We start from the raw sequence: 25,286 nt of genomic DNA on the forward strand, positions 1-25,286 counted from the left end.
TGTTCAATAATGAATGGCGCCGGAACCATTCCGGGTATGGTTTCTTCCAAATAACAAAGGATGTATGACGCGCGTCATACATCCTTTCTTTTTCTATCTCATGCTTACTTTTGAAGCTTACGGAGCAAATACCGGATAACGAGCATCAATCCAGATTCCAGCTGCCCAGGTACTGCTCCTGATCCGCCGTGAGGGTATCGATGCGTATGCCCATGCTTTCCAGCTTCTTCATGGCAATCCGCTGATCGATGCTCTCCGGGATGTCGAACACGCCCGGCTTCAGCCTGTCCCTGTTTTCCACGATATAGAGGGAGGCCAGGGCCTGGACGGCAAAGCTCATATCCATGATTTCGGCAGGATGCCCGTCCCCGCAGGCCAGGTTGACCAGACGGCCCTCGCCCAGAAGGTAGATCCACCGGCCGTCCGCCATCCTGTAGCCGGTGATGTCCTTTCGGCACTCGCGGACTTCCACCGCCAGGGCCTCCAGTTCGGGGATGCAGATCTCCACGTTGAAGTGGCCCGCGTTGCAAAGCACGGCACCATCCTTCATCCTTTTGTAGTGATCCCCGTAGATCACGCGGTTACATCCGGTGACGGTGATGAAGATATCGCCGAGGGGTGCCGCCTCATCCATGGTCATCACCGAGAAGCCGTCCATCACGGCTTCAATGGCCTTGACCGGATCCACTTCCGTGACGATCACCCGCGCACCAAGCCCCTTGGCCCGCATGGCAACACCCTTCCCGCACCAGCCGTATCCGGCGACCACCACGGTCTTGCCGGCCACGATCAGGTTGGTGGTGCGGTTGATGCCGTCCCAGACCGACTGCCCGGTGCCGTAGCGGTTGTCGAACAGGTGCTTGCACATGGCGTCGTTGACGGCCATCATGGGTATCTTGAGGGCTCCGTCACGCTCCATAGCCTTAAGCCTGAGAATACCGGTGGTGGTCTCCTCGCAGCCGCCCCAGACATTGGGCAGAAGGTGCGGCAGCTCATTATGCAGGCAGTTGACCAGGTCACCCCCGTCGTCTATCACGATATGCGGCCCATGCTCCAGGGTCTTCCGGATGTGCTCCCTGTACTCCTCAGGCGTTGCGTTGTACCAGGCGAATACCTCCATACCATCGGCAACCAGGCCTGCCGCCACATCATCCTGGGTGGAGAGGGGGTTGCTGCCGGTAACGGCCACCTGCGCCCCGCCGGCGGCCAGCACCTTCGAAAGATAGGCCGTTTTCGCTTCCAGGTGGATGGACAGGGATATCTTCACCCCTTCAAAGGGTCGCGTCCGCTTGAACTCCTCCTCAAGCCCGGAAAGGATGGGCATATGGCGCTTCACCCATTCGATCTTGCGCCTGCCCGAATCTGCCAGAGAAATATCCCGAATCATGCTCTTCATGCTTCAAATTCTCCTCTCTGAAACAGGAAGGCTCGCGGCACCTCCCTGCATGAAAGTGCGTCACTGTAATTGGATTGTATCAGACTGAGGCTGAAAAATAAAGGTTAGCCTGTTTTCTTGTATCTGGAATTTCCCTGTTGACAAATAAAGAGCCAGGTTATATACTACATTACATGAGTAATGTAGTAATGGCGTGGTGATGTAATGAAATTTGATCCGGCCGATATAAAGCCCATTTATATCCAGATCGCCGAAGGCATTGAGGACGATATCCTCAACGGGCTGCTAGAGGAAGGAAAGGAATGCTACTCCCAGTATGAAATTTCAAGGATGTTCAACATCAATCCGGCTACCGCGGCCAAGGGCATCAACCTCCTGGTGCAGGAAGGCATCCTGTATAAGGTGCGCGGGCTCGGCATGCATGTGTCGAAGGGGGCAAAAGCCATGATTCGCGCAAAAAGGCGTCCGGCCATTGCAGAAAGCTTAAGGCAGCTGGTTCTGGAGGCGGAGAGACTCGGCATCAGCAAGGAGGAACTCATCCACATGATCCAGGAAACGACCATTCCCGAAAAGGAGGACCCCTCATGAATGTTGTCATTTTGCAAGATCTGGTCAAACGCTACAGGGACAAAACCGCTCTCAGGGGCATCAACCTTGAGCTGCAGGAAAACTGCATTGTCGGGTTGATAGGCCGTAACGGAGCCGGCAAGACCACACTGATGAGAACCCTGGCCGGTTATCTGAAACCCACGGAGGGTACGGCGCTGGTTTTTGGCGAGAAGCCCTTTGATAATATCCACGTACTTTCCAACATCATGTACATGGACGATGACAGGTTCCGGGATTCAGACACACTGAGGGATCTCTTGGACCGGGCAGCCCTGTCCTACAGCCGGTTTGACAAGACCCTGGCGCTAAAACTTCTGGAGTACTTCAACATACCCGTAAAGGCCAGGATAAAGAAGCTTTCCAGGGGTATGCGGACCCTCTTCTCGCTGGTCATCGCCCTCATGAGCCGTTGTCCGTTGACCATGCTGGACGAACCCACCCTCGGGCTGGATGCATCCCACCGCAAGGAATTCGCAAGCCTGCTTCTTAAGGATTATGCCAACCACCCCCGCACCATCATCATTTCCAGCCACCTGATAAGCGAGCTCGAAAACCTGATGGAGCAGGTGGTGCTCATCGATAACGGCAAGCTGGTTTTTCACAAGGCCATCGAGGATGTGCAGCGCTATGCGCTATACCTGGCCGGCCACAGAAAGGTCCTGGAAGAGGTGGCCGGACGGCATCAGGTCATCTGCCGGGAGTCCATGGGTGAAAGGCTGGTCCTTGGTATCGTCAACCATCTGACCGCGGAAGAGTTGCGGCAGCTGGAAATGCAGGGCATTGAGATCAGCGCCATGAGCGTCCAGGACGTCTGCGTCAACCTGACCGCACCAGGCAAAGGAGGTGTTCTTGATGTTATCGCAAAGTAGCAGGCTTCGCGCCATGAAAGCGCTTTTGTACGGCTATTACCTGGATTTCAAGTCATTTTTCGAGATCTACTTCTCGATATTGTTAGGCCTTATCATCAGCAAGTTCCTGATCACGCCGTCGGCGTCGAGCAGCAGTTCCCTGAACTCCGCGTTGATCAACTGCATGATCATGCTGCCTGTCGCCATGATGGTGATAACCAGCAATTCCGAGCTCAAAAAGAAATTTTCCTTCCCTGTGGACAGGGATCTGTTGGTTTTGTGCCACATCCTGCTCATCCTGGTGCTGCCGCTTGTTATGCTGCTGATGTCCTGCTTTTTCTATCTCGTTGAACTGCTCTTAGCGGAACTGACCCTGAGCGTAACCACTAACTTCTTCTATTCGTTGGCCATTACTAAAAGCAGCTTCCTTATTGGGTTTGCCATATCCTATATGGCCATTGTCTGCATAACCGCCCTCACCTGGATGGTCTCCGCCTGGTTCTACCGCCACAAGGTCCCCGTCGGTGTGATCGGCGCAGCGTTCATTCTGGGTCTGATATATTTGGATGACTTCAGAGATTCCGTCTTCGGGCTGATAGGCCGGCTGTTCCACAATCCCACGCCGGGCCTTTTATCCCTTAAGCTGGCCGTAATCACCCTGGCAGCCTTTGCGCTGGGATACATCCCCATCAAACGAATGGAGGTGAAATAGCCATGAACAAATGGGTGATGATAGCCCTGTCCATCGCCCTTGTCCTATCCTTCGCCCTTGTTTATGCGCTCAGCCCAAGCGATGAAGCGTTTCTGTCCAGATACGCCTCCGGGGAGTACATCACCGTTGCCGCCTTTGACGTGCCTTTGGACATCAACGGAATCGTCGATACAGTAAACACCATGTATCCTTTTACCATGAAGAAAGTGAGGATGGACATCGATAAGCTGGAGGTCCGGGTCAACAGGAACATTTCCGGAAACCTGGCGGATTTCTTGAAGGCGAATTTGGATGTCAAACTGTTCTTTGTGCCCGAAACCTATGATCGGCTTAACACGGAAATCCGTTTCCCCCGTTCCGTCTACCGTTTTTCGGCCGAAACCTTTGCCATCGTCGGGTGGTTCGAGCATTTCAGAGAACTGCTGGGCAATGAAATCCTAATCTGTGTACCCATGAATTACACCTTCGCCGAATAGACCATCTGGACACAATAAGGAGTTGTTCCGAGAGAGAGGCGGAACAACTCCTTGCTTTTCCAGGTATTATCTGAAAAAACTCCGTCCTTATGGCCACTGGCTGACAATCTCCTTTACAAGCGATGAGAACTTCTGCTCCACTTTTTTGCCGGTTTCCATCACTTCCTCGTGGGTGAGGGGCTGGTCCAGGATGCCCGCCGCCATGTTGGTGATGCAGGATATGCCCAGCACCCGCATCCCCATATGCCTTGCCACGATCACTTCGGGCACAGTGGACATGCCCACCGCGTCGGCGCCCAGGGCGCGCAGGGCCCTGATCTCAGCCGGCGTCTCAAAGGAAGGCCCCTTGCAGTAGGCATAAACACCGTATTTGAGGTCGATCCCTATCCTTTCCGCGCACGCCTGCGCCACCTTTTGCAGGGTGCGGTCGTAGGCAGCGGACATATCGGGGAACCGAGGGCCCAATTCATCAAGGTTCTCACCCCTTAAAGGGTTTTCGGCAAAGAAGCTGATATGGTCCCTGATGAGCATCAGATCCCCGGGCTCAAAGCCGGTGTTCACGCCCCCGGCCGCATTGGTGACGATGAGGTTTTTGATGCCCAGCAGGCCGAAGGCCCGGACAGGATAGACCACGGTGCTCATATCATGACCCTCGTAATAATGGAAACGCCCTTTCATGGCCACCACGTTCCTGTCGCCAAGCCGCCCGAAGATGAGCTTTCCCTCGTGACCCGGAACAGTGGTGTTGGGGAAGTTGGGAATCTCCCCATAAGGGATCTCCTGCTTGCCTTCAATGAAATCGGCCAGCCTTCCAAGCCCGGAACCCAGGATGACGGCGATCTCCGGAACGCCATCGATCATGCCCTTCAGATATTCCACGGTCTTTTCAAGCTTCTTCTTCATATCTTTCATAAATGCCCCTCCTGTTTTTATCCGAACAGCGAAACCTGACTGCTTGCCTCCATGCCGTCCAGGCAGCCGTGCTCCGCCAGGATATCGATCACCGCCCTGGACACGCCGGATCGCATCTTCAGATCCTCTATGGACACGAATTCACCATCCTTACGCGCTTCCACAATGCTGGCCGCCGCGGAGGCCCCCAGTCCCTGCAGCGCGGTAAGCGGCGGCAGGATGCCATCCTCGGTTATGATATACCGGGTGGCCTCGGATTTATACAAATCCACGGGCAGGCACCGGATGCCCCGGGCATACATCTCCCGGGCCACCTCCAGGATGGTCAGAAGGTCTTTCTCCTTTTGGGTGGCCAGCTTGCCCTTTTCCTCAATTTCCCTGATGGCCAGGTTCACCGCGTCGGCTCCCCTGGATATGATGTTGGCGTCAAAGCTGTCGGCCCGGACACTGAAATAGGTGGCATAAAAGGCTTCGGGATGGTATACCTTGAACCAGGCGATCCGGAAGGCCATCATCACATAGGCCGCCGCGTGGGCCTTCGGGAACATGTATTTGATCTTCTTGCAGGATTCTATATACCATTTGGGAACGCCCTTCTCCTTCATGAGGGCTTCCTGTTCGGGCGTCAGCCCTTTTCCCTTTCGGACGCTCTCCATGATCTTGAAGGCCGTCAGGGGCGGCAGGTCGTTCATCATGAGAAAGATCATGATATCGTCACGGGTACAGATAACCTCGGGCAGCGTGGCGATCCCGTTTCTCACCAGATCCTGCGCATTGTTGAGCCAGACGTCGGTACCATGGGACAGGCCCGATATGCGGATCAGTTCCGCAAAGGTGGTGGGCTTGGTGTCCTCCAGCATTTGCCTGACAAACTTGGTGCCGAATTCGGGAACGCCGAGGGTTCCCACCGGGCTGTCGATCTGCTCGGGGGTAACGCCCAGGGGCTCCGTGCTAGAAAAGATGCCCATGGTCCTTTTATCGTCCAGCGGGATGGTCTTGGCATCCACACCCGTCAGATCTTCCAGCATGCGGATGACCGTCGGATCATCGTGGCCCAGGATATCCAGCTTGAGGATACGGCCGCTGATGGAATGGTAGTCGAAATGGGTCGTAATGATGCCTGAATCGGGGTCATCGGCCGGATGCTGTATGGGCGTGAAATCATAGATCTCCTTGTATCGGGGCACCACCATGATGCCGCCGGGATGCTGGCCAGTGGTGCGCTTGGTGCCCATGCAGCCCGCAGCCAGGCGCTCCATCTCAGCCCGTGTGCCGGGTATGTTTCTCTCTTCCAGGTACTTCTTGGCAAAGCCGAAGGCCGTTTTCTCCGCGATGGTGGCTATGGTGCCGGCCCGGAAGGTATAACCTTCTCCGAACAGTTCCTCGGCATACTTATGGGCCCGCGGCTGATATTCGCCCGAGAAGTTGAGGTCGATATCCGGCTCCTTGTCGCCGTCAAATCCCAGGAAGGTTTCAAAGGGAATGTCATGCCCGTCCTTGATAAGGGGCTGACCGCAGTTGGGGCATAATTTGTCGGGCAGGTCGTAGCCGCAGGCAATCTGCTTGTCCTTCACAAAAAACTCTGAATACTTGCAGTTCCCGCACCGGTAATGGGGCGGCAGCGCATTGACCTCGGTGATGCCGATCAGATAAGCCACAAAGGATGAACCCACGGAACCCCTGGAGCCGACCAGATAGCCATCGGACAGAGATTTCTGGACCAGCTTCTGGGCGATCATGTAAAGGGATGAAAAGCCGTTCTTGATGATGGAACCCAGCTCCCGATCCACCCGCTGCTGCACCAGTTCGGGCAGCGGATCCCCGTAAAGTTCCCTGACCTTAAGCTCGCTCATGTGCCTGATTTCCTCTTCGGCACCCTCCAGATGGGGCGGGTAGGTGCCGTCGGGTATGGGCTGTACATCCTCGATGAGCTCGCTGATGGCCACCGGGTTGGTCACAACCACCTCAAAGGCTTTCTCCTCGCCCAGGTAGGCGAATTCCTCCAGCATCTCCTCGGTGGTCCTGAAGAAGATGGGCGCCTGCTTGTCGGCATCCCTGTATCCCTGGGCGGCCAGCAGGACCTGCCTGAAGATGGCATCCTCAGGATCCAGGAAATGGACGTCACAGGTGGCCACCACGGGCTTATTCAGTTTCTCGCCCAGTTCCACAATGCGGCGGTTGAGATCCCGCAGGGCTTCCTCGTTGGGAACGAGGCCTTCCCGGATCATGAACTGGTTGTTGCCGACGGGCTGTATCTCCAGATAGTCATAGCGGGCGGCGATGGCCTCAAGCTCCTCCTGGGGCCTGCCTTCCCGCAGGGCCCGGAATAATTCTCCGGCCTCGCAGGCGCTGCCCAGGATAAGCCCCTCCCGGTATTGCTCAAACAGGGACCATGGCACCCTGGGCCGTTTATAGAAATATTTCAGATGGCTCTCCGAAACGATTTTATACAGGTTCTTCAAACCCGTCTGGTTCTTCACCAGGATGATGGCGTGATAGGTATCGCCGCTCTTGTAGTCCAATTCACCCTTGCTGTTGTACCGCTCATCCACCAGGAGATAGGCTTCCATGCCATAGATCACCTTGATCTCCTTGTTGGACTTTTTGAGCTTTGCGGCAACTTCCTGGGCTTCGGGGAAGGCCTGGACCACGCCGTGGTCGGTGATGGCCACGGCCTTATGCCCCCATTCGGCCGCCCGCTGGAGCACATCCTTTATGGAAGTGATGGCATCCAGCTGGCTCATCTGGGTATGCAGGTGGAGCTCCACCCGTTTATGCTCAGCCTGATCCTTTCTGCCAGGCGGATTTTCAAGGCATTCAACGGCTTTGAGCCTGATGGTCAGTTCCTTCTCAAAAACATCAAACTCCGCATCCCCATTGACACGGACATAGCTTCCCACCTTCAGCCTCTCCTTGATCTGCGCCATCTCCTTTTCATTGGGGAAGGCCTTGCAGGTAAGGGAAGAAGTGCGGTCGGTGATGTCCATGGTGAGCAGGGTGCGCCCGCTTTTCAGTTCGCGGGTCTCCATCTTGATAATTTGGCCGGACAGGACAACATTCCCGGAATTCATATCTACGTCCGCCATGCGCAGGGTTTCACCCGAGAACGGCCTGCCGTAAACCATATTCTCGCTGTTGGCAGCCGGGGCCTTTTCCGCAGCCTTTTTTCTGTATCTGAAGCCACCGTTTTCCTGCACGGCGGAAGAAGGCGTCCCATTTCTGTTCCCGGATTTCGGCGCGGCGTTTTCACCGGCAGCAAGCACCTGGGCCACGATCCGGGCTTCCTCCTCCATCTTTTCTGCGATATAATCGGCCGTTGCGTATTCCTGGCCTTCCGGCTCACTGAATGAGACCTTGACATCGCTGCGGAACAGCATCTTGAAGGCTTTCTCCATCTGCTTTCCGGCACCGGAAACGTTCAGCACCGAAGCCCCTGCCCCGGGCAGGCAGACCGTCAGATTCCTGCCCCTGAGCCTGAACCGGGCGCCTTTCAGAAAAGGAGCCAGATGGGCCCTGCCGCGGCACGTATAACGGGTGAGCATCTCCTTGTGCCAGTCGTCCAATTCTTCCGGCAAGGGGATGGAAAAGCCGGGATGGATATCCACCTGTGTGTTGAAATAGTCGGAAATGGTTTTTTCAAGCTGCTGGATCCGGTCAGGAGCAACCTTATTCCCGATATCCAGACAGAGTTCGATGCGTTTTTCGGATTTATGATAATGGAGATTGGTAATAAAGGCCTGTGAAAAATCCTGCCGGAACTGCTCGACGGGTATGATCTGCTTAAACGCCTCGCAAAGCGGTGACTTCTTGAGAACGTTTTCCTCCATGGTTTTTCCGTCCTTTCAGGAAATGGTGGCTTATCCTTGGCAATGCCTGTACCCAGATCCTATTCTACCATATGCGCCCACAAAGAGGGGAGCACTTTCTTGTCAAACCGAACCGAAATCGCTGAATGGGAAGATGCGCAGGATGCACCTGCCTATGACGCGATCCTTGTTTACAGGGCCAAAGACCCGGCTGTCGCGGCTTTTGTCCGGCAGCCGGTTATCGCCCATCACAAAGATGCAACCTTCCGGCACGATGATATCCGAGTAGAAATCGCTCATCTCCTGGGTGTAGGAGCCATTGATATAGGGTTCCCGGAGCTCCTTCCCGTCCACGTAGACCTTGCCTTCCTTTATCTGAAGATGCTGGTTTTCAACAGCAACAATACGCTTGATGGCGTATTTCCGGTTGTCGCTTCCCAGGAGCTCGGGGATACGCAAGACCACAATATCGCCCTGTTGCAACGTGCCAAAACGGGGGGTTATCGCCTCAATGATCAGCACATCGCCATTGTTCAGGGTGGGAACCATGGAAGTGCCTTCAACAACCGTGATCCTGCCCAGAAAGAACACAACGAGCAGGACCAGCAATACGGCGATGCCGAAATGCAGCGCCCAATCCAGAATTTCTCTCAGAATCTTGTTATGCTTCACTTTTATCGTTCACCGTCGTCTTGATATGGAGTTCTTCAAGCTGCTTTTCGTCCACCACGTCGGGGGCGTTGGACATCAGGCAGGCAGCGGTCTGTACCTTCGGGAACGCGATGACATCCCGGATATTGTCGGTGCCCGCCAGCAGCATGGTTAACCGGTCGAGGCCGAAGGCCATCCCGCCATGGGGCGGCGTGCCGTATTTGAAGGCATCAAGCATGAATCCGAAGCGTTCGCCGGCCTGCTCATCCGACAGCCCGATGACCCGGAACATCCTGGCCTGCAGTTCCTGGCTGTGGATTCGGATGCTGCCGCCGCCGACCTCGTAGCCGTTGATGACCATATCGTAAGCCTTGGAACGGACTCTGCCGGGATCCGTATCCAGATAATCAATATCCTCGTCCATAGGTGCCGTAAAGGGATGATGCTTGGCCACCCACCGCTGTTCTTCCTCATCATATTCCAAAAGCGGGAATTCGGTCACCCACAGGACATCGTAGCGCTTATGGTCGATGAGGCCCAGCTTCTCGCCCAGTTCCAGGCGAAGATGTCCAAGGGCGTCAAATACGATTTCATCCTTGTCCGCCACAAAGAGGAGCAGATCGCCGGGCTCTGCGCCAAGCCGTTCCTTAATCTGCCCGATTTCGGTTTCGGTGAGGAATTTGGCAATGGGGGACTTGAGGCCTTCCGCTTCCACCACCATCCAGGCAAGGCCCTTGGCCTTGTAGGTCTTGACCACCTCACCCAGCGCGTCGATCTCCTTGCGGGAGAATTTTGCGCCTGCACCCTTGGCGTTGATGGCGCGCACGCTGCCGCCGTTTTCCACTGCGTCCCGGAAAACCTTGAAGCCCGATTCGGCCACCAGGTCGGAGATGTTCACCAGTTCCAGCCCGAAACGGGTATCGGGCTTATCGGAGCCGTAACGCTCCATTGCCTCCTTATAGGTCAGCCGTTTGAAGGGAACGGGTATGTCAAGGCCCAGCGTTTCCCTGAACAGGCGGCTGATAAACCCCTCGTTGACCGCAATGACATCCTCCATATCCACGAAGGACATCTCAAGGTCAATCTGGGTGAACTCCGGCTGGCGGTCGGCCCTTAAGTCCTCGTCCCTGAAGCATTTGACAATTTGCATGTAGCGGTCAAAGCCGGACACCATCAGGAGCTGCTTGAATATCTGGGGCGACTGGGGCAGGGCGTAGAATTTGCCCGGATGGACGCGGCTGGGCACCAGGTAGTCCCTGGCGCCTTCCGGCGTGCTCTTGGTGAGGAACGGCGTCTCTATTTCATAAAATCCGTTATCATCATAATAGTCACGGGCGATCTTCGCGATGCGATGGCGAAGATGAAGGTTTCTCTGCAGATGCGGGCGCCGCAGGTCCAGATAACGATACTTGAGCCTCAGCGCCTCGTTGGCGTCCACATTCTCTTCGATATGGAAGGGCGGTACCTCGGATTTATTGAGAATCCTGAGCTCGGAAGCGATGATTTCTATCTCTCCGGTCACCATGTTCCGGTTGATGGCCTCCTCGCTTCTCCGGGCCAGGGTTCCACGCACGGCCAGGACATATTCGCTCCTGACCTGGGATGCCTTTTCATGGAGCTCAGGGTTGGTCTCGCTGTTGAAAACAACCTGGATAATGCCGCTTCTGTCTCTGAGGGTGACAAAAATCAGTTTTCCCAAATCTCTTCTTCTCTGCACCCAGCCCATGACCACAACTTCCTTGCCCACATCGGCCGTGGTCAGTTCCGTGCAGCGGTGTGTCCTTTTCATGCCTTTCAGGGTCTCAGCCATACCATCTATCTACCTTTCCTTATAAGTTTCCCTTAGTCTTGACCAGCCTGTCGGTGAGGGTATCCAGGCTGATATCCTTTGCCTCGCCGGTTGTCATATCCCGCAGGGCAGCCTTATTGCTCTCCACTTCCGTATCGCCGATGATGAGCGCATACCTGGCGCCCAGCTTGTCGGCGTATTTCATCTGGGCCTTGACGCTCCTGCCCATGATATCCTTGATGCAGGTGATGCCTTTGGCGCGCAGGTTCCAGGCCAGTTTTTCGCAGAGCTTCTCCGCCTTCTCGCCGATGGGGCCGAGATAAATGTCCGGTCTGCCTTTTGACGGGATCTCGATACCCTGGTTTTCCATCTCAAGGAGCAGCCTTTCAACACCAATGGCAAAGCCAATACCCGGCGTCGGCACACCGCCGCAGAGCTCAATGAGACCGTCGTAGCGGCCGCCGCCGCAAACCGTGCCCTGAGTGCCGATGTTGCGCGAGACAAGCTCAAAGACCGTCCGGTTGTAATAATCCAGACCCCTGACGATCCCCTTGTCGATCTCGTAATGGATACCGATATCCTGAAGTTTTTGGGTCACTTTTTCGAAATGGTTCCTGCAATCCTCACAGACATGATCCAGCAGGGTCGGCGCCTCCTTGAGGTAATACCGGCAACCTTCCTCCTTGCAGTCCAGGATGCGCATGGGATTCCGGTTGATACGCTCCCTGCAGGTATCGCACATCTTATCGATCTTGTCAGCCAGAAATGCCTTGAGCCGCTGGTTGTACTCGCCGCGGCACTTGGGACAGCCAATGCTGTTCAGATTAAGGGTGAGATTTTTGATATTGAGACTGTCAAAAAACATGACCAGAAGGGAAATGACTTCCGCATCGGCCGCCGGATCCGCCGCTCCAAACAGTTCCACGCCGAGCTGATGGAATTCGCGGAACCGGCCTTTCTGCATCTTTTCATAGCGGTAAGCCGTGATATTGTAAAACAGTTTTGTGGGTTGCGGCCACGAGGCCATGCCATGCTCAATATAGCTTCTGACCACACCCGCCGTACCTTCCGGACGCAGGGTCAGGCTTCTTCCTCCCTTGTCCTCAAAGGTGTACATTTCCTTCTGGACGATATCGGTGGTATCGCCCACGCCCCGCTGGAACAGTTCGGTATGCTCAAAAACCGGCAGGCGGATTTCCTTGTAGCCGAATCTTTGGCACACTTCAGCAAATTTCTGCTCCACGTAGTACCATTTGTCTATCTCGTCCGGCAGTATGTCATGGGTCCCTTTCGGAGCCTGCATCAACATGGTCGGCCACACTCCCATCGTTTCGTCAGTCTATCGATTCATTGTATCCGTTCCTTGATGGCTTGTCAACGCATGGCCGGGACATCATTCTCCGAAATCCGGCCATGCGTTGCGTGTTGTGGCCCATACTGCCGGATTTCCGGCTTATTTGCTGTATTTCTTGTATCCAGGATGGCGGCCGGTCAGTTTGAATCCTTCCCGCATTTTGATAAGGCGGTCAATGTTTTCTTTGGCTATTTCCCGCTCGCCGCCCAGGAGCCTGGCCGTTAGGCTGATCTTGGCCTGGAGCTCAAGGGTCTCCATCCGGTAATAGGCGGTGATCAGATCGGCCCCAAGGGCAAGGGCCCCATGGTTCTCCAGAAGCACCACGTCATGCTCCCTGATAAAGGGCGAAATGGCATCCGGCACCTCATAGGTGGAAGGGGTGCCGAAAGGGGCAATGGGAACCGATCCCAGGGTCAGAACGGTCTCCACCATTGAATAGGAATCCATGGGTATATGGGCAACGGCAAACCCGGTGGCTGTCGGCGGGTGGGCATGGACAACCGCTCCCACATCGGGCCGTTCCTCATAGCAGCGCATATGCATCTTGATCTCGCTGGACGGCCTATATCCCGGGGCGCCGGAAACCAATTCGCCTTTGGCGTTGATCAGCACCAGCTTCTCCGGTGTCATGAAGCTCTTGCTGATGCCGGTGGGCGTTGCCATGAACAGATCGTCCTCAATCTTGACGGTGATATTCCCGTCGTTGGCTGCAACCCAACCAAGCTGCCACATCCTGTGGCAGATGTCACACAATTGTTCCCTCAACTGCTGATACTCCATAGCTGTCTCCCTCACTTTTCTGAAATAATTCGATAAGTGTATTGTATCATATACGCTGCATACTTTGTCGGTTTTTTGACAATTTTTATCCTGAGATTGCCACGCTCCGCTGACGCTGCGCTCGCAATGACAACCGCGCAGAAAGGAAGCCCGTAAAAGTCAAGGTCGCATTGCGATAAGACGCAAAAAAACAGCCCTTTCATCTTACCGATGAAAGGGCTGTCAGCAACGCTTCATTCAGGCCGGGCGTTCCCACGCTGTGAGAAAATGACGCGCTCTGCCCAAAATCATAGGGGATTTGGTTTTCAAGGCGTTGTGGCAGCATCCTCACTGTTCCGTCCTTCATTTTCTTCAAGGGTGTCCCCGCCATCATCGGGCCGGGATGCTCCTTCACTGTTTTCCGGGGAATCCTCGCAGGCATCTTCGGTCATCGGGGATTCTTCCACATCTTCAGCGTCTTCATAAGACACGCCGGATTCCTGAACTTCACTCTCACCCTGAAGCAGGGGCGTATCCCCGTCAGCCTCATCCAGGGATTGGGCGGTTTCCTCCCCGTACCCACCGGCATCCGAATCAGGCGCTTCTTCTTCCATTGTCCGGTCCCCTATATCATCGTCCAGCCGGCTGAAGACCAGGGTCACCTTGAACAGGTCGCCGTCGATGCTGATATCAAAGCTTCCGCCGCAGGCATGGGTAAAGCTGCTGGCAATGGCCAGCCCGAGACCCGAGCCTTCGGTGGAACGGGCCTTATCCCCCCGCACAAAGCGCTCCACGATCTCATCCGCGTCGAAGTTCATCTCATAGTTGGCGATATTCTTGATCTCCACTTTTGCCTTGTGTTGATCCACAGTCAGATCCACATAAACCCTGGACCTGTCCATGGAGTATTTCAGCGCGTTTGAGATGAGGTTCTGGAATACCCGGTAGAGCCTTCTGCCGTCGCTCAGGACATAAACCGGCGCGTCGGGTATTTTGACCTTGAAAATCAGGCCGGACTCCTCAATCTCCTCATTCATGTCGGCCAGGGTCTGCTCCAGGAGCCTGCCCAGATCAAGCCGCTCCATGTTCAGCACCATGTTTCCGCTGGCGGCACGGCTCAGTTCAAACAGGTCCTGGATAAGGGTCTTGAGCCGGTCGGCCTTCTGGGCAAGTATTCTCACATAATCCTTCACCGTGTCCGGCAGGCCTTCCTCCCTGGCGATCAGGTCGGTATAGCTGATGATGGATGTCAGCGGCGTTTTCAGGTCGTGGGAGACATTGGTGATGAGCTCCATCTTCATGCGCTCGCTTTTCAGCTTTTCTTCCACGGCCTTTTGGATACCGTTCTGAATATGGGTCAGGTTCTCCCAGGCCATGCGGAGATCCGAGTTGGGGGACAGGGATGAGGCGGTTTCATACTTCCCGTTCTTCATGTCCGCAATCCGATCCACGAGAAGGCCAAGTTCGTCCACGGTCTGCCTGTAGTTTTTGAGGTACAGATAAAGCAGGAAGAAGCCGGCAGCAACAAAAAACATGGCTATGGGCGCAGCCCTGTTCCCGGCGACTGCGAAGCAAAACGCCAGGAACACCAGGACCACCTCTGCCGCAACCAGGGCATGGATCCGCCACAGCAACGCTTTCTGGAAGGGCTTCCTGCTCTCGAATCTCCGATAAACACCCACAAGCCAGGTGATAGAGTTATGCGTGAAGAACCGCTTCCTGTTGACCCGCCAATCCACCAGCATGATGTAGAACCACCACAGGCCGCAAAGGGAGAACATGCAACTTAAAAAGGTATCACCGGTGTTTTCCCAAAGCTGGTAGAGAAACAACAGAACCAGCAGCGAAAGAATTGCTTTTACCTCAAACCACACGCGCCCCGATATGCGGGCCAGGGTTTCGTCAAACTCCCGCTTGGTCCGCCTTTTGAGAAGGGCGATCAGCATCAGGACAAAGTCCAGGACTATGGCTCCAATAAACCCGAAGCAAAGCCATCTTGCTTCAGCATACCGCTGCCATATCCGGTAGAGGCTGCTGATGCCATAAGGATTCTCCGCGATATCTTTTCTGACCATAAGAAGAATGCGGATCTCCGGATGCTGGATGCCCTTTTTCAGATAACCTCCCAGCCAGGTGTCCTGGTAGCCGCTTCTTTCGCTGTAAACGTTTACGGGCCGGTTCCTGTTCTGCGCCATGACGCTTGTACCGTTGTAGTAAAGATAATAGTCATAGCCCTGGGGCAGGATCACCTTGTCCCCTGCCTGCAGTACGGTCCCGTCCAGGGTGGTTGCAGACTCCCGGGCAAGCACCGCTTCCTTATCCACATTTCCGATCTTTTTGCCTGTGATGAGATTTTCGGCATAATAGAGCAGGTTCTCACCCTCATCCCTGAAGGTGCTGACATAACTCTCCATATAGTCGGTGCCGGTGACAACCCGCATAAGATGTTCAAAACGCTCTGATATGTCCTCTTTGAACCTGGAGGTATCCTTGATGTCCCACCGGATAATGGCCATGATGTCATCAAAATGGCTGACAATATCCTCGGCAGCTGCCAGGCCCACAACTGCCAGCGCGATGAAAAGATTCACCCCGAGAAAGAAGCACAGCCATGCCAGAAAAGCCCTAGATTTTTTCGATCTTGTAACCAATGCCCCACACCACCTTCAGATATTTGGGCTCTCTCGGGTTAATCTCTATCTTTTCCCTGATCCGCCGGATATGCACCATGACGGTATTCTCCACATGGAAGGCCGGCTCGCCCCAGACCCGTTCATAGATTTCCTCTGCCGGGAACACCCTTCCCGGATGCCGCATGAGAAGCTCCATGATTTTGGTTTCGGTAGCCGTCAGCCTGACAGGCTCACCCAGGAGGGTCAGGGTCCTGGTTTCCGGATCATAGCAGAGATCGCCCGTACGCAGGACATTCTTCTTCTCGGCGCCGTTCACGTCGCCCAGGATCATGTACCTGCGCAACTGGGCCTTGACCCTTGCCACGAGTTCCAGCGGGTTGAACGGCTTGGTCACATAGTCGTCGGCGCCCATGGACAACCCCAGGATCTTGTCGCTGTCCTCCGACTTGGCTGACAGGATGATGATGGGTATATTCCTTTCCTCGCGGATCTTCAGGGTCGCCGAAAGACCGTCCAGCCTGGGCATCATGATGTCCAGCAGGATCAACTGAATGCTGTGGTTCGCCAGGATATCCAGGGCCTGGAGACCATCGTAGGCCTTATAAACCTGGTACCCCTCGTTTTCAAGGTTGATGCTTATGGCCCTGACGATCTCCCGGTCGTCATCCACCACCAGAATACCGGGCTTATCCATGCAGCCACCTCCCATCCACCATGATACAATACGGCGCAAAAAGTTTCAGCAAAAAAGAAAGAAACCCTTCAAGCCCGGGCATTATCCTAACAGGATAACCTTACGAAAGGCCTGACGGATTTCTTACATTTTTCTTAAGAACCAAACCCGGCAATAAGCTGCGGGAGATAAGCCTTCACCTGACCCAGATGTCCACCACGCCGTACGCATCGTTGACCGAATAGGTCAGGCCCCTGATCCCCCATGCATTTGCCGTGTTCTGGATAAGCCTTGGGATATCATAACCTCCCGTGTCATAATCGAGAATTCGCAGGGACAGGTGATCCCTGCCGTCGGCGACCGCCGCTCCCACAAGGCCTGAAAATTCATCAGGAGAAGCCACAGTCAGCCCATAGTAATGGTAATAGTTGTACAGCGTATCCACGCATTGGGGATAAGCCGCCTTGTCCCAGGAATGATCCTTCTGAATCTCATGGTCTGCCAAATTGAAATAGACGTGGGTCAAAACCTGCGAACCGCCGGCCATCACCGGATCATCCCAGGTGGTGTCCACATGGTAGTACTGCCCGTCCAGGCAGACCATATTCCATGCGTGGGCATTTCCCTTGGAATATCCGACCACCACCAGGCTGCGGATATTCACCCGATCCAGCAGCAGCTTCATGGCCTTGGCATACCCTTCGCACACGGCCGAACCGTTTACCAGGACGCCATAGGCCGTATAGGCTTCCGGTGGTGTACTGCCCTTTCGCTGGTTCTCTATATCGTACCGGCAATTGTTCACGATATAGTCATGAATGGCCAGTTCCTTTTCAAAATCAGTCATACCCGGCTCAATAATGGCGGCGATGATCTCATCAGCCCGCTGAGACGTGGCCTGTACGGCGCTTAAGACTTCGTCCCGGCTTTTGCTGTATCTCAGCGTCAGCTGGCCGTCCGACCGGTAGCGGCAGCCCTCATAAAACATGATCTCAGGGTCTTCCAGGACGATCTGTTCGATGATGTCAAAAATGATTTCGGAATCGTTTTCCGTTCCCAGGACGGGAAGGGAAACCTGCTCCCTGGCATCCTTCAGGGCTTCCCGGATCAGCGTATGTATCCGCTCGATTTTCTGACCGTAGGTAAGGCTGGTAGCCTCCTTCCGCTCGCCGGTCATCGCACCGGTTTTGCGATCTAAGCCGGTATCCCCGGCCATGTCCGGTGAAAGCCCGGACGACGCGACAGGTTCTGCAGTACTGTTATTCCCTGCCCGAAAAGAGGTTTCAGGAGTTTCGGGCCGGAAAGGCTCAGCGGCCGGAATCTGACCGGCTGTCTTCCCGGGAGTGACATCCTCCCTGTCCGGAATCATGAAGCGCCCCTGGACCCATTGGGCGATCTGGGCCCTGTACAGAAAGGCCGCAAAAACCAGCAGCACAAAAAAGGCCCACCCCCAGCCCCCGGAACGGCGTTTAGCGGGGTGGCCGCATCGTCCGCAATGCTTCCAGTTAATTGGTATATAGGAACCGCATCTTTGGCATTGTCTGAAGCCAGCATAGCGATATGACAAACCCATACCTCCGTCAATCGGTGTTCAGGCATTACACATTCATACTCCAGCATCCATGCTATATGTGTACCATATGAAATGACTGGCAAAGTTATTTCACATTCTTGTTTCGGACATAAATATGCTTGATATGGGGTTTTCCGGTGTCCCGCTCGTCAATCTCAAAACGGTTGATAGCCTTGATAAGCGGGGTCAGCTTGTTGAACCCGTAGTTTCTGGAGTCAAAATCAGGTCTTTTTTTCTGGATGAGGCTTCCCACCTCTCCCAGGAAAGCCCATCCCGAGTCGTCGGCCAGATCCGATATGGTGGAAGATATCAATTTTATCACATCTTCAGGGATCCTGTCATCGCTCTCGGCTTCACTGCTGGGCTTGCTGGTTTTCGGGCTTTTAACCTTGGGCGGCGGAGTTTCCTTCTTCTCTTCCGACTTTCCGATGATCTCCAGGTAGATGAACTTGTCACATGCCGCAATGAACGGGCTGGGGGTCTTCTTTTCCCCGATGCCGATCACCTTCATGCCCGCTTCCCGCAGGCGGATGGCCAGGCGTGTGAAATCGCTGTCGCTGGAAACAATACAAAAACCATCCACCTTCCCGGAATAGAGGATGTCCATGGCATCGATGATCATGGCCGAGTCGGTGGAGTTCTTCCCTGTTGTATAGCTGTACTGCTGTATGGGTGTTATGGCGTTTTCCAGAAGCACACCCTTCCATCCGGACAGGGTGGGCTTTGTCCAATCGCCGTAGATTCGCTTGAAAGTCGGTGTGCCATACAGGGCGATTTCCTCCATCACCGCCTTGATATTGCTGTATGGCACATTATCCGCATCTATCAGAACGGCCAGCCGCAGATCCTGCATGTCTTCCATCCCGATTCCCCCTTTTCTCATAACCTTCTTCCTTTAATTATACCAACTGGACCACGGGACTGGCATCCACGAAAGAAGGCGAGAAAGGATCCAATTTATGGGTCATACACGGAATGTTCCGCCTAGCGCTCGTAGTAGGTGTATCCCCTCAATCCGTTTTCATAGGCCCGCATGATCTCGCGTCTTTCACTGGCGCTGATGTAACCGCTGCGTATAGCCTCCTCGCAGGTTTCCCGGAAATTCGCGCACATGATCTTGGGATCATACTCCACATAGGACAGGACATCGGACACGCTGTCCCCATGAAGTTCCTTGGTCAGATCAAAGGTGCCGTCGGGATTGATCCGGACGCTGACCACGTTGGTATCGCCGAACAGGTTGTGGAGATCACCCAGGGTTTCCTGGTAGGCGCCCACCAGGAACACGCCCAGGTAGTAATCATCGCCGTTTTTCAGTTCATGGAGCGGAATGCTCTTGCGCACATCGTGCAGATCGATGAACCGATCGATCTTGCCGTCGCAGTCGCAGGTGATATCGGCAATCACCGCGTTTCTTCTGGGCAGTTCCAGCAAGCGGTGCACCGGCATGATGGGAAAGAGCTGATCGATGGCCCAGCTGTCCGGAATGGACTGGAACACCGAGAAATTGCCATAATAGATGTCGGCCAGGGCATGCTCGATATCCTCCAGTTCCGGCGGGAAATGCTTCAGCTCCTCCTTCTCCCTGGCAATCTGGTACATGGTATTCCAGAACAGTTTTTCGGCCAGGGCGCGCTCTCTCAGGCTGATCCGGCCATGCTTGAACATGTCGCGGATCTCATCCCGGTAATACAGCGCGTCGTTATAGCATTCCTGGATGTTCTTGACCGAGATGTTTCTGTAAACGTCATACAGGTTCCTGATCTGTTCCGATGCGTTCTCATCGGGCTGTTCGGGCACGTCATAGGTCTCAAACCTTTCCACATCCAGCACGTTGAACAGGAGCACCGAGTAATAGGCCACCACCGCGCGTCCGGATTCGGTCACGATGATGGGATGCGGTATTTTCTCGGCATCCAGCACGGTCATGACCGCTTCCACGATATCGGTGCAGTACTCCTCCACCGTATAGTTGCGGCTGTGGGTGAAGTTGGTATTGGAACCGTCGTAGTCCACGGCCAGGCCTCCGCCCAGGTCCAGGTAGCCCATGGGCGCTCCTTCCTTGACCAGTTCCGCATAAACACGGGTAGCCTCCAGGACGGCTGCGCGGATATCACGGATATTGGGTATCTGGGAGCCCAGATGGTAATGGAGCAGCTTCAGGCAGTCCAGCATCTTCTCTTCCTTGAGCTTATCCACCACCTCGATGAGCTGGGACATGTTCAGGCCAAACAGGCTGCGGTCCCCGCCCGACTCGGTCCAGTGGCCGCCGGCCTTCGACGAGAGCTTGATGCGGAGCCCGATAATGGGTTTTACGCCCAGGGCACGGGAGCGCTCCAACACAATATCCACCTCATTGGGGATCTCTATCACGAAGATGCATTTGAACCCCATCTTCACGGCATAGAGCCCCAGATCCACAAATTCTTCGTCCTTGTAGCCGTTGCAGATGAGGCAGGCCTCCCTGTCCTTCATCAGGGATAGGGCGGCAATGAGTTCCGCCTTGCTGCCCACTTCCAGGCCGTGGTGGTAACGCTCCCCAAACCGGGTCACTTCCTCGACCACCTGTTGCTGCTGATTGACCTTGATGGGATAAACCCCCTTGTACTGGCCCTTGTAGCCCAGCTTCCCCATGGCTTCCCTGAAGGAATTGTTCAAAAAGGAGATCTGCGCGTCCAACAGGTTCTCGAACCGAAGCAGGACCGGCATGTCCATTCCGCGTTCCCGGACGCCGGAGATGATATCCATGATGCTGACACCCGAAGATTGGTCCTTGTACGGGTTGACAACTACCTCTCCCTTGTCGGATATGGAGAAATATCCGGCGCCCCAGTTTTTTATGCCGTAAAGCTCTTCGGACTTCTCTTTCGTCCAGCGGCTAAGCACATCCGTCTTGTTCATAGCAATCAACCTTCCATCCTAATCCTGATACCGGTTTTACCGGATAAGATAAAACCGGTTCGTCTGCACAAATCCGGTTTTACATGCATCAACTTTTCTGCATGCCGCAAAGGGAACGCAGTCGCTATTATCTGTCATGCAACAACGGCTTTCAGAAACCAGCGCCATGCCCCGGCAGCATAATCAACGCGCTGAGTACGGCTTCTCATTCTCACAGGCGCAATTTGTAGTCGGAATACCCGAACCGCTTCAGGATCCGGATCCCGTCTTCTTCGCTGAACAGGGCGATGGACGGCAGGTTCACGCCATTGAACATGTTATTCTTCACCATGGTGTAGTGTGCCATATCGCAGAATACCAGCCTGTCACCCGGCTTCAGCGGCTCGGGGAACGAATAGTCGCCGATGACATCCCCGGCAAGGCATGTGAGACCGCCCAGCCGGTAGGTATGGGCATATTCGCCGGGCTTGCCCGCACCGATGATGTTGGGCCGATAGGGCATTTCAAGGACATCGGGCATGTGGCATGCCGCAGAGGTATCCAGAATGGCGATATCCATGCCGTTGCGGACGATATCCAGGACGCTGGCCACCAGGTACCCGGTATTGAGGGCAATCGCCTCTCCCGGTTCCAGATACACATCCACGCCATACTTGTCCCGGAAGGCCAGAATGGTCCTCTCCAGCCTTGCCAGGTCGTAATCCGTACGCGTGATGTGGTGGCCGCCTCCGAAATTCACCCATTTCATCTGCCCGATATAGGGGCCGAACTTTTCCTCGATGACCCTGACGGTCCGTTCCAGCGTATCGGAGTTCTGCTCGCACATGGTGTGGAAATGGAGGCCCACAAACCCGTCCAGTTCATCGGGCCTGAAGTTGTCCAGGGTTACCCCGAGCCTGGAATGGGCATAGCAGGGATTATAGATGGGCGTTTCAATCTCCGAATACTCCGGATTGACCCGGATGCCGCACTCGATGGGTTTGGGATAATTCCTTACCCTATCCCTGTATTTGCGCCACTGGCTGAAGGAGTTGAAGACGATATGGTCGCAGTATTTCATTATCTCATCGAACTCATCCTCGATATAGGCGGGAGAATAGATATGCACTTCCCCGCCCATTTCCTCGAAGCCAAGGCGCGCCTCGAACAGGGAGCTCGCCGTAATGCCTTTCAGGTACTTCCGAATCAGCGGAAAAACGGCATACATGGAGAATCCCTTCAGGGCCAGCAGGATACGGCATCCGGTTTTCTGCTGGACCGAATCCAGGATCTCCAGGTTCCTTTTCAGGAGGCGCTCATCCACGATATAGCAGGGTGTGGGCAGCTTATGAAAGTCCAGTTCCATAGACTCACCCTCAATCCAGCAACGCGGGAGCGAAGTCCTCGTACCACGGCAATCCCTGCTTGTTCAGCTCTTCCATGAACGGATCGGGATCGAACTCCTCCACATTATAGACACCGGGCTTTTTCCATATTCCCTTGATGATCATCATGGCACCAATCATGGCCGGAACACCGGTGGTGTAGGATATGGCCTGGGATCCCACTTCCGCATAGGCCTCCTGGTGATCGCAGACATTATACACATAGTATTTGACGGGCTTTCCATCCTTGACGCCCTGCATGATGCAGCCGATATTGGTTTTGCCCTTGGTTCTCGGACCCAGGGAAGCCGGATCGGGCAGCACCGCCTTGAGGAACTGCAACGGTATGATCTCCTTCCCCTCAAAGAGGATGGGCTTGATGGAGGTCATGCCCACATTCTCAAGCACCTTCAGGTGGGTGAGGTAGCTGTCGGAGAATGTCATCCAGAAACGGATTCTCTTAATGCCCGGGACATTCTTTGCCAGGGACTCCAGTTCCTCATGGTAGAGCAGGTAGATATTCTTGGGCCCAATCTGCGGGAAGTCATATACCCTCTTTACCGACAGGGGCTCTGTCTCCTTCCATTGGCCGTCCTCATAATAGCGGCCCTTGGCGGTTACCTCACGGATATTGATCTCCGGGTTGAAGTTGGTGGCAAAAGGATAACCGTGGTCGCCGGCATTGGCGTCCAGGATATCGATGTAGTGGATCTCGTCAAAATAATGCTTAAGGGCATAGGCGCAGAAGACGCCGGTTACGCCGGGATCAAATCCGCATCCCAACACGGCGGTGATGCCTTTTTCCTTAAACCGGTCATGGTATGCCCACTGCCACTTATACTCAAACTTCGCTGTTTCGGGAGGCTCGTAATTGGCCGTGTCCAGATAATGTACCCCGGTCTCCAGACAGGCGTCCATGATCGCCAGATCCTGGTAGGGCAATGCCACATTGATGACCACATCGGGCCTGAAATCATTGATGAGTCTGGCCACTTCCTTTGCGTCATCCGCATTCACCTGGGCGGTCTGAATCCTTGTCCGTCCACCGTCCAGTTTTTCCTTGAGCGCATCGCACTTTGACTTTGTTCTGCTCGCGATGAGAATCTCCTCAAACACATCAGGATTCTGACAGCATTTGTGGACAACCACGTTGCCCACGCCGCCTGCACCGATAATAAGGGCTTTTCCCAATTCCAATACCTCCATTTTCTGCAAAATTGCAAGTGCATTATACATAATGTGCATTATACATAAAGCCCATCGTTCCATCAAGAATTTTTGAATAAAAATTCATAAATATTCGGAAAAGGGCCTGTAACATGTTTAATCTGCCACTTCGGCACAGAATTATGCAGAGAAACAGGCATAAGAAAAGGGGCTGCCCGAATGGTGCCCCTGATATGCGATCATATGCTGCAGATTATTTCAGGTTTTTCAGTTCATTGAGACAGTTTTCGCAGATCAACTTGTCCTTTTTCTCGATCACGTTCTCGGTGGTCTTGCAGAACGTGCATCTGGGCTTATATTTCTGAAGGACAACATAGCAGCCGTCCACTTTGAGTTCCATGGCATCCCTGATTTCAATACCGAGCTTGCGTCTGAGCTCCACAGGCAGCACAACACGTCCAAGTTCATCCAGTTTCCTCACAATACCCGTCGATTTCATAGTGACCTCCTCATAAATGTGCGCTAAATTATTTTTTACCCCTCTTTTTCACAAATGAAACAACAAATTCAGGCACAAACCGGATACCGGTTCTGTGCCTGACGTTGATTTCTGAAACCTACTTTTTATACCAGGCAGTACCATCGGGGTCAAGGATCATCTTGCCAAAAATCTTACCCCAAGTTTTCATCCCTACCAAACTCAAGGTGATGTCCTCTCCGTTAACTTCATATGTCCCCTCCATCACGGTGCTGCCCATGTTCACAACGAGCACGTTGTCGGCCTTAAGTTCAATATATATCGATTCGTCATACTCGTTATAGTATTTTCCAAGGTATTCCGCCTTACCACAGCCGGCCAGCACCATTACCAAAAGGCACACCATAACTGTCAATACAGTAGCACGCAATCGCATATCCATTCTCCCTTGCAACAAGGTTATCATGAACATATCATATATGAATATCCTTGAATGCGCAATGAGATATTGAACCAAACCATGGCCCTATCACCGGCTGCTCCGATACAGTTCCCGGTCCCATGGCTTTACAGTATGACGTACCGGAAATCAAGGGCTGCACCGAAAACATCCAGTGATACAAAAAGCCCTTGCAACGTTGCGTTGCAAGGGCCCTGGTGACCCACCGGAGACTCGAACTCCGGACACCTTGATTAAAAGTCAAGTGCTCTACCGCCTGAGCTAGTGGGTCATATCTGGCTGGGATGGCAGGACTCGAACCTACGCATGCCAGAGTCAAAGTCTGGTGCCTTACCAACTTGGCTACATCCCACCATAAAAAAGACGCAACAACAATTATAATCAGTGTTTGCCGCTTTGTCAAGCAACGCTTTTGAAAAAATAAAAAGTCAGTTTCGAAGTTGGAAACCGGAGCTCGTCTCAGTTTCCAACCTCTGTTGACCTGACTTGTTGGGGTGGGTAATGGGGTTCGAACCCATGACCTCCAGGGCCACAACCTGGCACTCTAACCAACTGAGCTATACCCACCATGCTGGCGCAAAGACTATTTTAAGGCCTTAGCGCCTGTTTGTCAAGCAAAAAGATCATCCATGTTGTTGTTCTGTGATATTGTCAGGGTGTAACTGATCCGAGAAAATGTCAGTATGAGCAAGGAGCAGATCACCTTGACAAAGAACGAACTGAAA

The 25,286-nt window shown here is 54.1% G+C and carries 20 protein-coding genes and 3 tRNA genes; 4 read left to right on the forward strand and 19 right to left on the reverse strand.

Going from position 1 to position 25,286, the window contains the following annotated elements; all coding sequences use genetic code 11:
- Window positions 1-145: 145 nt before the first annotated feature.
- Window positions 146-1,396, reverse strand: a complete 1,251-nt coding sequence (locus tag F3H12_RS06150) for an adenosylhomocysteinase (RefSeq protein WP_149678468.1) — start codon at window positions 1,394-1,396, stop codon at window positions 146-148.
- A gap of 204 nt (window positions 1,397-1,600) precedes the next feature.
- On the opposite strand from F3H12_RS06150, the gene F3H12_RS06155 reads away from it, so the two are divergent.
- From F3H12_RS06155 to F3H12_RS06170, 4 genes are read left to right on the forward strand one after another with little or no spacing between them, the layout of a single operon-like run.
- On the forward strand, window positions 1,601-1,984 hold the full coding sequence (locus F3H12_RS06155; RefSeq protein ID WP_149678469.1) for a GntR family transcriptional regulator: 384 nt from the start codon (window positions 1,601-1,603) through the stop codon (window positions 1,982-1,984).
- The gene (locus tag F3H12_RS06160) at window positions 1,981-2,874 is read left to right on the forward strand and encodes an ABC transporter ATP-binding protein (protein WP_149678470.1); all 894 of its coding nucleotides are present in this window, start codon (window positions 1,981-1,983) and stop codon (window positions 2,872-2,874) included. The genes F3H12_RS06155 and F3H12_RS06160 overlap by 4 nt, the downstream gene beginning before the upstream one ends.
- Window positions 2,858-3,565 carry a hypothetical protein gene (locus tag F3H12_RS06165; RefSeq protein ID WP_149678471.1) on the forward strand — a complete coding sequence of 236 codons (708 nt, stop codon included), beginning with the start codon at window positions 2,858-2,860 and terminating at the stop codon, window positions 3,563-3,565. The genes F3H12_RS06160 and F3H12_RS06165 overlap by 17 nt, the downstream gene beginning before the upstream one ends.
- Window positions 3,566-3,567: 2 nt before the next feature.
- A complete protein-coding gene (locus F3H12_RS06170) occupies window positions 3,568-4,041 on the forward strand; it encodes a hypothetical protein (protein WP_149678472.1) in 474 nt (157 codons plus the stop codon).
- Between the two features lie 87 nt (window positions 4,042-4,128).
- Here F3H12_RS06170 and F3H12_RS06175 read toward each other — a convergent pair whose 3' ends face one another.
- From F3H12_RS06175 to F3H12_RS06260, 18 genes are all read right to left on the reverse strand, one after another.
- Complete coding sequence (locus F3H12_RS06175; protein ID WP_479694068.1) at window positions 4,129-4,944, reverse strand: purine-nucleoside phosphorylase; 816 nt, start codon at window positions 4,942-4,944, stop codon at window positions 4,129-4,131.
- 26 nt (window positions 4,945-4,970) lie between these two features.
- Window positions 4,971-8,780 (reverse strand): PolC-type DNA polymerase III, encoded by a 3,810-nt coding sequence (locus F3H12_RS06180; RefSeq protein WP_149678474.1) that lies wholly within the window; start codon window positions 8,778-8,780, stop codon window positions 4,971-4,973.
- 102 nt (window positions 8,781-8,882) lie between these two features.
- Entirely contained in the window at window positions 8,883-9,431 is a 549-nt protein-coding gene (gene lepB, locus F3H12_RS06185; protein WP_243133211.1) for a signal peptidase I, read from the reverse strand.
- Window positions 9,421-11,220, reverse strand: coding sequence for an aspartate--tRNA ligase (gene aspS, locus F3H12_RS06190; protein ID WP_149678475.1), 1,800 nt, complete (start codon window positions 11,218-11,220; stop codon window positions 9,421-9,423). Before aspS ends, lepB begins: the two co-directional genes overlap by 11 nt.
- 19 nt (window positions 11,221-11,239) lie before the next feature.
- Window positions 11,240-12,508: a histidine--tRNA ligase gene (gene hisS / locus F3H12_RS06195; protein WP_149678476.1), complete on the reverse strand. Its 1,269-nt coding sequence runs from the start codon at window positions 12,506-12,508 to the stop codon at window positions 11,240-11,242.
- 144 nt (window positions 12,509-12,652) lie between these two features.
- The gene (locus F3H12_RS06200; RefSeq protein WP_149678477.1) at window positions 12,653-13,333 is read right to left on the reverse strand and encodes a class II aldolase/adducin family protein; all 681 of its coding nucleotides are present in this window, start codon (window positions 13,331-13,333) and stop codon (window positions 12,653-12,655) included.
- Window positions 13,334-13,638: 305 nt separating this feature from the next.
- Window positions 13,639-15,963, reverse strand: a complete 2,325-nt coding sequence (locus F3H12_RS06205; protein WP_149678478.1) for a histidine kinase dimerization/phospho-acceptor domain-containing protein — start codon at window positions 15,961-15,963, stop codon at window positions 13,639-13,641.
- On the reverse strand, window positions 15,938-16,639 hold the full coding sequence (locus F3H12_RS06210) for a response regulator transcription factor (protein WP_149678479.1): 702 nt from the start codon (window positions 16,637-16,639) through the stop codon (window positions 15,938-15,940). The genes F3H12_RS06205 and F3H12_RS06210 overlap by 26 nt, the downstream gene beginning before the upstream one ends.
- Window positions 16,640-16,814: 175 nt before the next feature.
- On the reverse strand, window positions 16,815-18,053 hold the full coding sequence (locus F3H12_RS06215; protein ID WP_188118409.1) for a transglutaminase domain-containing protein: 1,239 nt from the start codon (window positions 18,051-18,053) through the stop codon (window positions 16,815-16,817).
- Window positions 18,054-18,276: 223 nt separating this feature from the next.
- Window positions 18,277-19,074 (reverse strand): NYN domain-containing protein, encoded by a 798-nt coding sequence (locus tag F3H12_RS06220; protein WP_422822201.1) that lies wholly within the window; start codon window positions 19,072-19,074, stop codon window positions 18,277-18,279.
- A gap of 101 nt (window positions 19,075-19,175) precedes the next feature.
- Window positions 19,176-21,092 (reverse strand): biosynthetic arginine decarboxylase, encoded by a 1,917-nt coding sequence (gene speA, locus F3H12_RS06225; protein ID WP_149678481.1) that lies wholly within the window; start codon window positions 21,090-21,092, stop codon window positions 19,176-19,178.
- A gap of 211 nt (window positions 21,093-21,303) precedes the next feature.
- Window positions 21,304-22,437 (reverse strand): carboxynorspermidine decarboxylase, encoded by a 1,134-nt coding sequence (nspC, locus tag F3H12_RS06230; protein ID WP_149678482.1) that lies wholly within the window; start codon window positions 22,435-22,437, stop codon window positions 21,304-21,306.
- Window positions 22,438-22,447: 10 nt separating this feature from the next.
- Window positions 22,448-23,647 carry a saccharopine dehydrogenase family protein gene (locus F3H12_RS06235; protein WP_149678483.1) on the reverse strand — a complete coding sequence of 400 codons (1,200 nt, stop codon included), beginning with the start codon at window positions 23,645-23,647 and terminating at the stop codon, window positions 22,448-22,450.
- A gap of 229 nt (window positions 23,648-23,876) precedes the next feature.
- The gene (locus tag F3H12_RS06240) at window positions 23,877-24,122 is read right to left on the reverse strand and encodes an AbrB/MazE/SpoVT family DNA-binding domain-containing protein (RefSeq protein ID WP_149678484.1); all 246 of its coding nucleotides are present in this window, start codon (window positions 24,120-24,122) and stop codon (window positions 23,877-23,879) included.
- Between the two features lie 118 nt (window positions 24,123-24,240).
- Window positions 24,241-24,537: a hypothetical protein gene (locus F3H12_RS06245; RefSeq protein WP_149678485.1), complete on the reverse strand. Its 297-nt coding sequence runs from the start codon at window positions 24,535-24,537 to the stop codon at window positions 24,241-24,243.
- A gap of 219 nt (window positions 24,538-24,756) precedes the next feature.
- Window positions 24,757-24,832: transfer RNA gene (locus F3H12_RS06250), tRNA-Lys, on the reverse strand.
- A 5-nt stretch (window positions 24,833-24,837) separates the two neighbouring features.
- Window positions 24,838-24,913 (reverse strand) — tRNA-Gln (locus F3H12_RS06255).
- Between the two features lie 138 nt (window positions 24,914-25,051).
- Window positions 25,052-25,128: transfer RNA gene (locus tag F3H12_RS06260), tRNA-His, on the reverse strand.
- Window positions 25,129-25,286 lie beyond the last annotated feature (158 nt).

Source organism: Thermoclostridium caenicola (assembly GCF_900142095.1).
GTDB classification, from domain to species: Bacteria; Bacillota; Clostridia; order DSM-8532; family DSM-8532; genus Thermoclostridium_A; species Thermoclostridium_A caenicola.